This is a genomic window from Pseudomonas putida, from assembly GCA_029953615.1.
Lineage (GTDB): Bacteria > Pseudomonadota > Gammaproteobacteria > Pseudomonadales > Pseudomonadaceae > Aquipseudomonas.
On the sequence record CP124529.1, the window covers coordinates 482,685 to 495,484 of the forward strand.

General features: G+C 61.0%; 13 protein-coding genes and 2 pseudogenes. 2 read left to right on the plus strand and 13 right to left on the minus strand.

The annotated features are described in order from the left end of the window. Both sdhD and sdhC read right to left on the minus strand, forming a co-directional pair. Complete coding sequence (sdhD, locus tag QIY50_02240; protein WGV21131.1) at positions 1-369, minus strand: succinate dehydrogenase, hydrophobic membrane anchor protein; 369 nt, start codon at positions 367-369, stop codon at positions 1-3. Beyond that, complete coding sequence (gene sdhC / locus QIY50_02245) at positions 363-749, minus strand: succinate dehydrogenase, cytochrome b556 subunit (protein ID WGV21132.1); 387 nt, start codon at positions 747-749, stop codon at positions 363-365. The genes sdhD and sdhC overlap by 7 nt, the downstream gene beginning before the upstream one ends. A 352-nt stretch (positions 750-1,101) precedes the next feature. Here sdhC and gltA point away from each other — a divergent pair, with 352 nt between their 5' ends. Then, positions 1,102-2,391, plus strand: coding sequence for a citrate synthase (gene gltA / locus QIY50_02250; GenBank protein WGV21133.1), 1,290 nt, complete (start codon positions 1,102-1,104; stop codon positions 2,389-2,391). A gap of 175 nt (positions 2,392-2,566) precedes the next feature. Here the strand turns inward: gltA and QIY50_02255 are convergent. From QIY50_02255 to QIY50_02295, 9 genes and pseudogenes are all read right to left on the minus strand, one after another. Next, positions 2,567-3,173, minus strand: a pseudogene (locus QIY50_02255) (START domain-containing protein). 33 nt (positions 3,174-3,206) lie between these two features. Continuing rightward, positions 3,207-3,461 (minus strand): YkgJ family cysteine cluster protein, encoded by a 255-nt coding sequence (locus tag QIY50_02260; protein ID WGV21134.1) that lies wholly within the window; start codon positions 3,459-3,461, stop codon positions 3,207-3,209. A gap of 130 nt (positions 3,462-3,591) precedes the next feature. After that, a complete protein-coding gene (locus tag QIY50_02265) occupies positions 3,592-4,071 on the minus strand; it encodes a hypothetical protein (protein WGV21135.1) in 480 nt (159 codons plus the stop codon). A 63-nt stretch (positions 4,072-4,134) separates the two neighbouring features. Continuing rightward, the gene (locus QIY50_02270; protein WGV21136.1) at positions 4,135-5,577 is read right to left on the minus strand and encodes a PLP-dependent aminotransferase family protein; all 1,443 of its coding nucleotides are present in this window, start codon (positions 5,575-5,577) and stop codon (positions 4,135-4,137) included. Between the two features lie 300 nt (positions 5,578-5,877). Beyond that, entirely contained in the window at positions 5,878-6,690 is an 813-nt protein-coding gene (locus QIY50_02275) for an OmpA family protein (GenBank protein WGV21137.1), read from the minus strand. Next, positions 6,687-7,040 (minus strand): DUF4398 domain-containing protein, encoded by a 354-nt coding sequence (locus tag QIY50_02280; protein ID WGV21138.1) that lies wholly within the window; start codon positions 7,038-7,040, stop codon positions 6,687-6,689. The genes QIY50_02275 and QIY50_02280 overlap by 4 nt, the downstream gene beginning before the upstream one ends. Before the next feature lie 9 nt (positions 7,041-7,049). Further along, positions 7,050-7,871, minus strand: coding sequence for a transporter substrate-binding domain-containing protein (locus tag QIY50_02285; GenBank protein WGV21139.1), 822 nt, complete (start codon positions 7,869-7,871; stop codon positions 7,050-7,052). Between the two features lie 188 nt (positions 7,872-8,059). Further along, positions 8,060-8,990: pseudogene (locus tag QIY50_02290) on the minus strand (FAD-binding protein). Continuing rightward, positions 8,991-9,740, minus strand: coding sequence for an electron transfer flavoprotein subunit beta/FixA family protein (locus tag QIY50_02295; GenBank protein ID WGV21140.1), 750 nt, complete (start codon positions 9,738-9,740; stop codon positions 8,991-8,993). A gap of 556 nt (positions 9,741-10,296) precedes the next feature. Between QIY50_02295 and QIY50_02300 the strand changes: the two genes are divergently transcribed. Then, entirely contained in the window at positions 10,297-11,961 is a 1,665-nt protein-coding gene (locus QIY50_02300) for an electron transfer flavoprotein-ubiquinone oxidoreductase (GenBank protein ID WGV21141.1), read from the plus strand. A gap of 72 nt (positions 11,962-12,033) precedes the next feature. On the opposite strand, the gene QIY50_02305 is transcribed toward QIY50_02300, so the two are convergent. Further along, complete coding sequence (locus tag QIY50_02305; GenBank protein WGV21142.1) at positions 12,034-12,435, minus strand: type II toxin-antitoxin system MqsA family antitoxin; 402 nt, start codon at positions 12,433-12,435, stop codon at positions 12,034-12,036. A 1-nt stretch (position 12,436) separates the two neighbouring features. Then, positions 12,437-12,721: a type II toxin-antitoxin system MqsR family toxin gene (locus QIY50_02310; protein WGV21143.1), complete on the minus strand. Its 285-nt coding sequence runs from the start codon at positions 12,719-12,721 to the stop codon at positions 12,437-12,439. Positions 12,722-12,800: the final 79 nt, after the last annotated feature.

Below are 12,800 nucleotides of genomic sequence, written 5' to 3' on the forward strand. Positions count from 1 at the left end.
TCAGATACCCCAGAGAATCTGCACACCCCAGACGAAGTAAGCGAACATCGCAACGCCGCATACCGCCTGGAACAGGAAACGAATCGCAGTTGCCGACTTACCGAACGACATTGGCGTCAGGTAGTCGGTCGCAATGGTCCACATGCCGACCCAGGCGTGAGCGCCCAGGGCAACGAGGGCCAGCAGACTGAAGATCCGCATCGCGTTGTTGGAGAACAGACCATGCCACTGGGTGTAGTCGATGCCTGGGTGGGCGACCACGTAGCCGATCAGGAAGAGGAAGTAAGCCGCGAGAACGACCGCAGAAACGCGCTGCGCCATCCAGTCATAGAGGCCCGAACGCGACAGGTTCGTGACATTGGTTACCATACCCAAACTCCCACCAGAACGATCAGCACCACGGAGATGACGATCACGATTTTCGAGCCCAGCTTGCCGCCTTCCAGCGTCTCACCGATGCCCATGTCCATGATCAGGTGACGTACACCTGCCACGAGGTGATAAAGCAGGGCGGACAGCAGGCCCCAGGTCACGAATTTGGCCAGCGGGCTGGTCAGACACGCCTTCACCTCACCAAAGCCTTCCTCGGAACCCAGCGACTTGCCCAGTGCATAAAGCATGATGGCAAGGCCGAGGAACAGGATGACGCCGGAGATACGGTGCAGGATGGACGTGTACGCAGTGACGGGGAGCTTGATAGTCCTTAGGTCTAGGTTTACAGGTCGTTGGCTTTTCACGGCTTTTTTCACACTGAAGAGCCCCTAGCGAATCAGGGCAAAGTTGTTGGTAAGTGTACTGGTCAGGTACCCACCACCCAGGGAACGGCGACCCCCAGCAGTTCGGGCTTGCAAGCCCCTGGCGGTCGGGTTGCGAGTATAGACAGTTAGGCTGCTCATGACAACGTGACGGGGTAGCCCAAATAGCGCATTGCCTTTAACGGACAAAAGGCGTAAATGGGCGAGAATTTCGCGAAAAAACAGGCCTCAATGCCTGTTTCAACAAGCCTTTAGGCAAATTGACATCTGAATTTATCCCTCTATAGTGGTGCGGGCCCTGCGTGGGGGGTCTGTCTGATGATTTCAAGCATTAATAGGAGGCCACATGGCTGACAAAAAAGCGCAGTTGGTCATCGAGGGCGCTGCCCCCGTCGAGCTGCCCATTTTAACCGGCACCGTTGGTCCTGATGTAATCGACGTCCGCGGGTTGGGGGCCACTGGTCACTTCACCTTCGACCCTGGTTTCATGGCGACCGCCTCGTGCGAGTCGAAGATCACCTACATTGACGGCGACCAGGGTATCCTGCTGCACCGCGGCTATCCGATCGAGCAGCTCGCCGAGAAATCCGACTACCTCGAAACCTGCTACCTGCTGCTCAACGGCGAATTGCCGAATGCCGAGCAGAAGGCCCAGTTCGTCAGCACCGTGAAGAACCACACCATGGTTCACGAGCAGCTGAAGTCCTTCTTCAACGGCTTCCGCCGCGACGCCCACCCGATGGCGGTGATGTGCGGCGTGGTCGGCGCCCTGTCGGCGTTCTATCACGACTCCCTGGACATCAATAACCCGCAACACCGCGAAATTTCCGCGGTGCGCCTGGTCGCCAAGATGCCGACCCTGGCCGCGATGGTTTACAAGTACTCCATGGGCCAGCCGATGATGTACCCGCGCAACGACCTGTCGTACGCGGAAAACTTCCTGCACATGATGTTCAACACCCCGTGCGAGATCAAACCGATCAGCCCGGTGCTGGCCAAGGCGATGGACCGGATCTTCATCCTCCACGCCGACCACGAGCAGAACGCCTCCACCTCCACCGTTCGTCTGGCCGGCTCGTCGGGTGCCAACCCGTTCGCCTGCATCGCCGCCGGTATCGCCGCACTGTGGGGCCCGGCCCACGGCGGTGCGAACGAAGCGGTACTGACCATGCTCGATGAAATCGGCGATGTCTCGAACATCGACAAGTTCATCGCCAAGGCCAAGGACAAGAACGACCCGTTCAAGCTCATGGGCTTCGGTCACCGCGTTTACAAGAACCGCGACCCGCGCGCCACCGTGATGAAGCAGACCTGCGACGAAGTCCTGCGCGAGCTGGGCATCAAGAACGACCCGCAGCTGGAACTGGCCATGCGCCTGGAAGAGATCGCCCTGACCGATCCGTACTTCATCGAGCGCTCGCTGTACCCGAACGTCGACTTCTACTCGGGGATCATCCTGAAGGCAATCGGCATTCCGACCAGCATGTTCACCGTGATCTTCGCACTGGCACGTACCGTAGGCTGGATCTCGCACTGGAAAGAAATGCTCTCCAGCCCGTACAAGATCGGCCGCCCGCGCCAGCTGTACACCGGCGAGCAGAAGCGCGACATCGTTGCGCTGCAGGACCGCAAGTAAGCTTACTGGCCGAACGCAAAAAGGCTGCCCTCGGGCAGCCTTTTTTGTTCATCCTGTGCCGGCCTCTTCGCGGGCCTGCCCGCTCCCACAGGAACTCCACAGACCTTGAAGACCATGACGTATCTGTGGGAGCGGGCAAGCCCGCGAAGAGGCCGGCACAGGCAACCCAAAAGCCTCAGTTTTTCTCGGCCCGCTCCCGCAACCCTTTCAGGGTATTGAACGGCGCATCCACCACGAACTTGTTGGCCACCATCGCCGGCACACTGCCACCCGGCTCGGTGTGCACCTGATAGGTCACTTCCGTGCTGTCACCCTTGGGCACCAGCTTCCAGAAACCTTCTACCTTCGCCACCCGCACGAAGCCCTTCTCTTCCGGGACATAGGTCGGCTCTTCCTTCAGGTTGCGGACCAGGCTGCCATCAGCCCTGCTTCACCGTGGTCACATGCAACACCGAGTCCCGCGGCGTCACCGGCCATGGTGTATTGAACTGGGTATAGGTCCAGACCTGGTCACCTTCCTGCTTGAGCATCTTCTGCATCTTGCATTCGTGAATCCACGCGCAGGCCCCGACCACATCCTCCTGCAACGCCTGCACCTTGGCCAGCGGCGCCTTGATCACGGTGACGCCGCGGTAAGCCTTGTACTTGGAACCGGCCACTTCGCTGAGGGAAACCTTGATCCCCTCCTCATCCTTGGCCACCTGCCAGTTTTCGGCCCAGGCCGCCGGCGACAGCAGCACACCCATGCCACACAGCAGTGCAATACGCTTGAACGATCTCATCATGTTTATCCTTGTTGTCGAAGATCCAGCCTGTCACGCCGCCGTCACCTGCTCCCACCAACCGAGAATCCTGATCGCCTCGTCACGGTCACTGCCGCACACCTCGACATCCGCCTTGAAACCGCCACACACCGCCGGCCGCTCGGGTTTGCCGAACAGGTCGCAGAGGTTGTCGACAGTCAGGTGCAGGCAGCGCTCGCCAGCCGGCTTGCCATTGGGCATACGCGGCATCGCAGAGGTGATGGACGGGGCGATGCAACAGGCACCACAGCCCTCACGGCAATTCATGGCTATTCACCAAAATCAGGACTCCCTGGAACAAAACGGGACGAGCGTCCCTGGATAGTAACCGCTCAAACAGGCGTTTGAAATTACTGGCATGATGAAATCTGCCGTGACCCGGCAGTCAGTTCACCGATTACTGGCGGTACTCGAAATCGATCGCTGCCCCTTCCACATCGCGACGGCTGTCATTGCGCAGTTGCAGCTGCATTTCGTTGTTGATCAGCCGACCATTGAGCTGGAACGGGCTGTCGTCGCTCTCTGGCTTTTCAGTGAACATGGGCGGCAGCAAAGGTTTACGACGCTGGACAGGCGGAAGGCTACCCACATTCGGCTCCAGGTTATCGACCATATCAGCAGGCAGGCTGAGGTCGAGTCTGGCCTTGGGCAATGGTTTGGCAACCGCCTTGCTCACCGGCTTGCGGGCCGGCCTGGCCTTGCTGTTGCCGGCCTTTTTTGCCGCCGGCTTCTGCACGGGTTTGGCTGCCCCTTTTTGCGCAGGCTTGCTCTGGACGGCCTGCGCCTGGCCTGCCGGCTGCGCAGCTTGGGCAACACCCACCAGACTGCAGAGCGGTACGAGGCACAAGATCAAGGCAAAACGGCGCAAAGCATTCATGGCAAATGGACAGACTGGCAGGAAAAGTGCGTATGCTCCCTGTTCCTCAGGCGCGTGGCAAGCCTACAAAAGTGCGGCCGCTGGCTCCCGGCACAATTGCTGGGCCAGCAGGCCGAGCGTGATCACCGCGCGCTCGGCCTCCTTGTTCCAGGGTATACCGCAATTCAGGCGGATACAGTGGTTGAATTGTTCGGTGTTACTGAAGATCAGCCCCGGCGCAATACTGATGCCCTGCTCCAGCGCGCGCACATGCAGCTCTTGGGTATTGACCCGCCCGGGCAGGCTCACCCACAGGATGAAACCGCCCGTCGGTCGCGTCATCTGGGTACCCTCGGGGAAGTGCTGCTGCACCGCCAGCTGGTAGGCACTGAGGTTCTTGCGGTATTCCTGGCGGATGTAGCGCAGGTGCCGGTCGTAGCCGCCATTCTCCAGGTAGGCCGCCACCCCCATCTGCGTCACGCTGCAGGCCGAATGGGTGCTGAAGGTTTGCAGGCGCTGGATTTCATCCTGATAGCGCCCGGCGATCATCCAGCCTACGCGCACACCCGGAGACAGGGTCTTGGAAAAACTCGAGCAATAGATCACCCGGTCCAGCCGGTCGAACGCCTTCAGCGCCTTGGTCTTGCCCTGCTCGAACATCAGTTCGCCATAGATGTCATCTTCGACGATCTGGATATCGAAGTCCGACGCCAGGCGCAGCAACTGCTTCTGACGCTCTTCCGGGACGGTGCCGCCCAACGGGTTGCTAAGGCGCGCAGTCAGTACCAGCGCCTTGATCGACCACTGGTTGGCCGCCAGTTGCAAGGCTTCGAGGCTGATGCCGGTGGCCGGGTCGCTGGGGATCTCGATCACCTTCAGGCCCAGCAGGTCGGCCAGTTGCAACAACCCGTAATAGGTGGGCGATTCGGCGGCGATCAAGTCACCGGGGCGGGTCAGCACGCGCAGCGACATCTGCAGCGCATCGACACAGCCATGGGTGACGATCACTTCACGCGGGTCGACCAGTACGCCGGCATCACGCATGCGAATGGCGATCTGCCGGCGCAGCGGCTCGAAACCGGGGCTGAACATGTAGCTGAAGGCACGCGGGCTGTGGAAGCGCGTCACCTTGGCAATCTGCTGGTGCAAAGCACGGACCGGCAGGTAGTCGACGTGCGGCACAGCGGCGCCAAAGGGGAACACGCCATCACGGCGAGCCTCGGTCAATACCTGCTGGATGATACTGGCGCGGGTGACCAGACCGGGGCGCTCCACCCGGGCGATGTCCGGGGTTTGCGCGGTCAGTGCCGGGGTCTGGTGCACGTAGTAGCCAGACTGCGGCCGTGCACGGATCAGCCCCTGGTCCTCAAGATTGGCATAGGCCTGCAGCACCGTGGCATGGCTGACATTGAGCTGGGCGCTCATCTTGCGCACGGAGGGTACCCGCTCGCCTGGCTGGTAGACACCGCGACGGATGTCATCGGCCAGTTGCTGGGCGATACGCTGGTACAGCAGCAGGTTGGTCATGGCTGGCTCTCGACACGCGGACGGGCTCGTTGTTCTTGTGTAGCTCATTGACGGTAGAGGATACCGTAACAGTTGCAAAGTGTACTGGGACAGATCGCAGGATAGTCAACAATACAGTTGCGTGACAGCTATAGAAACGATTAAGCCCGGTTAAGCCGATTAAAAGCGGGGCTGCTTTACAGCCCATCGCCGGCAAGCCAGCTCCCACAGGGATTGCACAGGGCTTGAAGTCTGTGCGTGATTCCTGTGGGAGCTGGCTTGCCGGCGATGGGCCGCAAGGCGGCCCCCTTTTCACAAAACTCAGCGCGCCGGCGCCAGCTTGCCCTTGTCATCGGAGAACACGATCTCCACACGGCGGTTCTGCGCCCTGCCCCGTTCCGAGGCATTGGCCTCGATCGGGTACTGGTCGCCATACCCTTCAACCTGCAGGCGCTTCTCGTCGATCCCCAGGTCGACCAGCATGTCGGCCACGGCCTGCGCCCGGTCGCGAGACAGCTTCAGGTTGTCCTCCGCAGGGCCTGTGCTGTCGGTATAGCCCTCGATCCGCACCACCCGGCGCGGGTTGAGCTGGAGGAACTGCACCAGCTTGAGCACAGTACGGCTGGCCGAGTTCTTCAGGTCGGCACGGCCGGTGTCGAACAGCACGTCACCCAGGGTCATCACCAGACCACGGTCGGTCTGCTCCGAGGCCAACGCGGCGATCTGCGACTCGATCCATTTGCCCTGCTGCTGCACGCTGGCCAGTTTGGCCTCGCGCAGGGCCAGCTGCAGGCGCTGACGCTCCAGGTCAAGCTTGGCCTGGCGTTCCTGGTTCAGCGCCAGCTTGGCATGCTCGCTGGCGATCTCGCTGTAACGCTGGCTCAGGTAGGCGTAATGACGCACGTCGGTACCGGTGCCGATGTAGCTGGAAAGCCGCTCGGCGCGGGCCAGCGATTCGCCAGCGCGAATCACGTCACGCGGCGCGCTGCGCAGCACATCGGAATCATCCTTGACCTTCTGGAAGGCCGCGGTGGCTTCATCCAGTGCTGCGCTGCTGCGCTGGCTGGCGCAACCTTGCAGGCCAGCCGTCAGGGCCAGCACTGCCAGCGCGGCCAATGGCATGCGACGGATCATGGCTGCACCTCCAGCTGCTTGCGCAGGCGCTTGACCCGCGACTGCAGCAGTTGCAGCTGCTCTTCGCTCTTCTGGTTCAGCACCTGGGCCTCGGCCAGACGCGCATCCAGTTCGGCCTGCTCGGCACGCATGCGCGCATCGCGGTAATCTTCGGTGACCATGTTGGCCTTGGCCCGGGCCAGCTTGTCTTCGGCCAGCTTGAGCGCTTCGACCTGTTCAGTGGCACCGACGGCCCTGGCCTGCTCCAGTGCCTGTTCGGAAATGCGCATCTGCTCGTTAGGGGCCGGATCGTTGGCACAGCCAGCCAGGCCGAGCACGGCCAAGGCAAGGATTAGTGGTTGGGTTCTCACGCAATCTTCCTAGTGTTTGGGGGTGCCCGACGGCACTTGCAACTGCGCTTTCCAGCGCTCGACATTACGTTGCAGCACGGCCTCGGACGCACCGGAGATCGGCAATTCTGTCAGTTTTTTCGCCAATTGCCCACGCAACCAGCTGTCATTGCAGGCCGAATTGTGCGACAGGGCCAGGTACAAGCCTGGCCGATCCACCGGCAGGCCGCGGGCGATCAGGTCATTGCTCATGCCCAGGCTCTGGGCCATGGCCATGCCTGAATAGCGGCCAGCGAGCACATAGTCCACCTGGCCGAGCACCAGTTTCTGGAACGCCTGGGTCAGGTTCTGTGCCGGCACCAGCTTCAGCTGGGCCTTGGCAAAAGCGGTAAAGGCCGGGGTCAGCCGCGCGCGCTCGGACACACTGCCCTGGTACTGGGCCAGGTCCGCCGGGCCTTCGAAGGCCAGGGTAGCGTCGTGGCGCGTCCACACCAGGTATTCGTTGAGCTGCAGGGGTGGATGGATATAGTCCAGCGCGGTCAGTTGCTCCACCTGCATGGGGGTGTCGAGCAGCAGGTCCATGCGCCCGCTACGCACTTCTTCCAGCGCCTGGTCACGCCGGCCGGCATTCAGCACCTCCACCTTCACGCCCAGCTCGCCAGCCACCTGGCGCAACAGGTCGACGTTGGCGCCGATCAGGTGTTTCGGGTCTTGCGGATCCTGCCACGAATAAGGTGGCGCATCAGGGCTGCCGGTTGCCACAAGGCGCTCGCATATACTTGCGGCCATGGCCAGTGGTGACATCAATAGCGCCACACATGCCAGCGCCCTACCCGTTCCGCGCAACGTCATCCCTCACTCCTTGTATTGCTTGATCCGTCGCTATCGCCGGCAAGCCAGCTCCCACAGGTACAGCGCAGTGCTTCAGGGCGGTGCAGTACCTGTGGGAGCTGGCTTGCCGGCGATTGGGCCGGAACTGACCACAAAAAAACCCGGCCCCCTGTACGAGGGCCGGGTTCTTTATAAGTGAAGCAGGCGGATCAGACCAGCTTTTCCAGCTCCGGAACCGCTTCGAACAGGTCAGCAACCAGGCCGTAGTCGGCTACCTGGAAGATCGGCGCTTCTTCGTCCTTGTTGATCGCCACGATCACCTTGGAGTCTTTCATGCCGGCCAGGTGCTGAATCGCGCCGGAGATGCCGACGGCGATGTACAGCTGTGGCGCAACGATCTTGCCAGTCTGGCCGACCTGCATGTCGTTCGGCACGAAGCCGGCGTCGACCGCGGCGCGCGAAGCACCGACGGCAGCGCCAAGCTTGTCGGCCAGGCTGTACAGGTGCTTGAAGTTGTCACCGTTGCCCATGCCACGGCCGCCGGAAACGACGATTTTGGCAGCGGTCAGCTCTGGGCGGTCGGACTTGGCCAGCTCTTCGCCAACGAAGGCCGAGATGCCGGCGTTATGGGCAGCGCCAACGGCTTCGATGGCAGCCGAACCACCTTCGGCGGCCACTGCGTCGAAACCGGTGGTACGCACGGTGATGACCTTGATGGCCGCGCTCGATTGCACGGTGGCAATAGCGTTACCGGCATAGATCGGGCGCTTGAAGGTGTCGGCGGACTCGACCGAGATGATCTCGGAAATCTGGTCCACATCCAGCAGCGCAGCAACGCGCGGCAGGATGTTCTTGCCGTTGGTGGTGGCCGGGGCCAGCACGTGGCTGTAGCCCTTGGCCAGCTCGACGATCAGCGGCGCAACGTTTTCCGGCAGGACGTGGGCGTAGGCCGCGTTATCAGCAACCAGGCACCTTGGCCACACCAGCAATCTTGGCAGCAGACTCGGCAACGCCGCCGACGTTCTGGCCAGCGACCAGCACGTGCACATCACCACCGATCTTGGCAGCAGCAGCAACAGTGTTCAGGGTGGCCGGGGCTACGGCACCGTTTTCGTATTCAGCGACAACCAGGATAGTCATTTAGATTACCTTCGCTTCGTTCTTCAGCTTCTCGACCAGTTCGGCCACCGATTTGACCTTGATGCCAGCGCTGCGGGCAGCCGGGGCTTCGACTTTCAGGGTCTTGTTGGTGGAGGCGAGGGAAACGCCCAGCGCGTCTGGAGTCAGGGTCTCCAGCGGCTTCTTCTTGGCCTTCATGATGTTCGGCAGCGACGCGTAGCGTGGCTCGTTCAGGCGCAGGTCGGTGGTGACGATGGCCGGCAGGTTCAGTGCAACGGTCTGCAGGCCGCCGTCGATTTCACGGGTGACGTTCAGCTTGTCGCCAGCCACTTCGACCTTGGAGGCGAAGGTGCCCTGGGCGAAGCCGGTCAGCGCAGCCAGCATCTGGCCGGTCTGGTTGTTGTCACTGTCGATGGCCTGCTTGCCGAGAATGACCAGCTGCGGCTGCTCTTTGTCGACAACGGCTTTCAGCGCCTTGGCCACGGCCAGGGAATTCAGTTCGTCAGCGGCTTCGACCAGGATGGCACGGTCGGCACCCAGGGCCAGGGCAGTACGCAGCTGCTCCTGGGCAGTGGTCGGGCCGACGGAAACGACGACGATCTCGCTCGCCACGCCCTTTTCCTTCAGGCGCACGGCTTCTTCCACGGCGATTTCGCAGAAGGGGTTCATGGACATCTTGACGTTAGCAAGGTCGACGCCGGAGTTGTCCGCCTTGACGCGAACCTTGACGTTGTAGTCGACCACTCGTTTGACAGCTACAAGAACCTTCATGGATTCCTCGTTACTCTCCGGTGAATAGATAGTCGCCTGGGGCCAGGCCCGGCGATGCGCGTGGGTACAAGGGCACCTCTAAAAACGTACCGGGAGGCAGAGGTTTAACCGTGACCGAACAGTCTTGTCCGGACCCTTGCGTCAAATACTCACGGGTCATTTTCTGTCGTGGCGTGTAAACTCCACTACAAACCGGCCAAAGGCCGCAAAACCCTGCTCCACACCTGGTCTTTAGAGGTGTACCTGCGCCCGGCTGCAAGCCTACGGCGAACGTAAAACCGCTCGTATCTTGACCGTAACACCCAATCCGGTCAATACGGCAAATCGGTCACCCTCCAGCCGCGTTCCTGTGATTTTACTGGCCTGCGGCAAATTCAAACAAACGTTTGTATTGGACCCGCCAAGTGGTGTAGATATAATGCGCGGCCAAGACAAAACGGTGTAGTCCGTCATTTGCCCAGCTACAGTTCCGCCGTTGCGTAGAACCGCTGCGAATGCCCCCGCGCACCCATAAGACAAAGCAACAGCACGAGCCTTGATGAGTAGGAGAGAACCAGTGGAACGCGAATACATGGAATTCGACGTGGTCATCGTCGGCGCCGGCCCGGCGGGCCTGTCCGCCGCCTGCCGCCTGAAGCAGAAGGCCGCCGAAGCCGGTAGCGAAATCAGCGTCTGCGTGGTGGAAAAAGGCTCTGAAGTCGGCGCCCACATCCTCTCCGGCGCGGTGTTCGAACCCCGCGCCCTGAACGAGCTGTTCCCTGACTGGAAAGCACTCGGCGCGCCACTGAACACCGAAGTGAAGCGTGACGACATCTACGTGCTCAAGGATGCCGCCAGCTCGACCAAGGTGCCTGACCTGTTCGTGCCCAAGACCATGCACAACCAGGGCAACTACATCATTTCGCTGGGCAACCTGTGCCGCTGGCTGGCCCAGCAGGCCGAGAACCTGGGCGTGGAAATCTACCCGGGCTTCGCCGCCCAGGAAGCACTGTTCGACGAGAACGGCGTGGTCCGCGGCATCGTCACCGGTGACCTGGGCGTTGACCGTGAAGGCAACCCGAAGGACGGCCTGTACACCCCGGGCATGGAACTGCGCGCCAAGTACACGCTGTTCGCCGAAGGCTGCCGTGGCCATATCGGCAAGCAGCTGATCAAGCGCTTCAACCTCGACAGCGAGGCCGACGTCCAGCATTACGGCATCGGTCTGAAAGAAATATGGGAAATCGACCCGGCCAAGCACGAGCAGGGCCTGGTGGTGCACACCGCCGGCTGGCCGCTGGACGTGATGGCCAAGGACAACACCGGTGGCTCGTTCCTCTACCACCTGGAAAACAACCAGGTGGTGGTTGGCCTGATCGTCGACCTGTCCTACGCCAACCCGTACCTGTCGCCGTTCGACGAGTTCCAGCGGCTGAAGCACCACCCGGTGATGAGCCAGTACCTCGAAGGCGGCAAGCGCATCAGTTATGGTGCCCGCGCCATCTGCAAGGGCGGCTTCAACTCGTTGCCGAAGATGGTCTTCAACGGCGGCGCGCTGATCGGCTGCGACCTGGGCACCCTGAACTTCGCCAAGATCAAGGGCAGCCACACCGCGATGAAGTCCGGCATGCTGGCCGCCGAAGCGGTGGCCGACGCATTGATCGCCGGCAGCGAAGGCGGCGACCAGCTGAACGGTTACGTCAGCGCCTTCAAGGCCAGCTGGCTGTACGAAGAACTGTTCGCCAGCCGCAACTTCGGCCCGGCCATGCACAAGTTCGGCCCGCTGCTGGGTGCTGCGTTCAACTATGTGGACCAGAACTGGTTCGGCGGCAAGCTGCCGTTCACCCTGCACGACACCAAGCCGGACTACGCCTGCCTGAAGCTGGCAGCCGAGTCGCAGAAGATCGACTACCCGAAACCGGACGGCAAGCTCAGCTTCGACAAGCTCAGCTCGGTATTCCTCTCCAGCACCAACCACGAAGAGGAACAACCCTGCCATCTGAAGCTGACCGACCCGAACGTGCCGATCGCCAGCAACCTGCCGCTGTACGACGAGCCGGCCCAGCGCTACTGCCCGGCGGGCGTGTACGAAGTGGTCACTCAAGAGGACGGCAGCAAGCGCTTCCAGATCAACGCGCAGAACTGCGTGCACTGCAAGACTTGCGACATCAAGGACCCGGCCCAGAACATCACCTGGGTCACTCCTGAAGGCGCTGGCGGGCCGAACTACCCGAACATGTAAGGCCCCTGCCCTGCGCTAACGAAAAGCCCCCGGGTTCTCACGAGCCGGGGGCTTTTTATTGCCTGCCAATCGTCAGGCAGTACGCACTTCCTCGAAGAGCTCTGGGTGGCGGTCCAGCAGCTTGAGCAGTTTTACCAGCGCCACTGGCGGCGTGGTCTTGCCGTTTTCGTAACGAGAGAACGCATTGACCCCACCACCGAAAATTTCCCCTGCTTCACGCTGGTCGAGGTCGAACTTCCTGCGCATTGCTGCAATGAAGGCAGGATCAACAACGGCTCCATTGACTTGTCGCTCAAACGCCGACATCAGGTCACTCATGCGCTGCGCCTCTCCCATGCCGAGTATCACCTCACCACAAGCAGGGCAGTAGTCGCCATAAACATCGGGAATAACGGTAGTTTCACCCTTGTAGCGATAAGGCATGTCCTTGGATTGCGCGACCAATTCCGCTCGTCCACACAGTGGGCATTTCATTTCACAGCTCCTTGAAAGACACGATGAGCAGGTCGTCAACCACCATCAACTTGAGGTAAACCCTTCCTACAGCGGTCTGGGGACGATAGACGTCCTGCCAGACTCGATGATTGTTGTAGGTCGTCATGCTCTTGTGAAAGTCGCCTGGCGTTAGCTCGCGAACAATGTTCAGCATGGCGAAAGGCTCAATCCCAAGTGCCCGAGCACCCTGCGTGGCTACCCCGGTAGTACGCACTTTGCCTAGACTCAACAGCGCCTTCACCCGCTTCAGCGGGCAGTGAGGCATCTCTTTTCCATGAGAAATTAACCTTCCAGGTTAAATTTGGCTAATAGGTTATTCCAATAACCCCCGCCCGGAAGTCTGC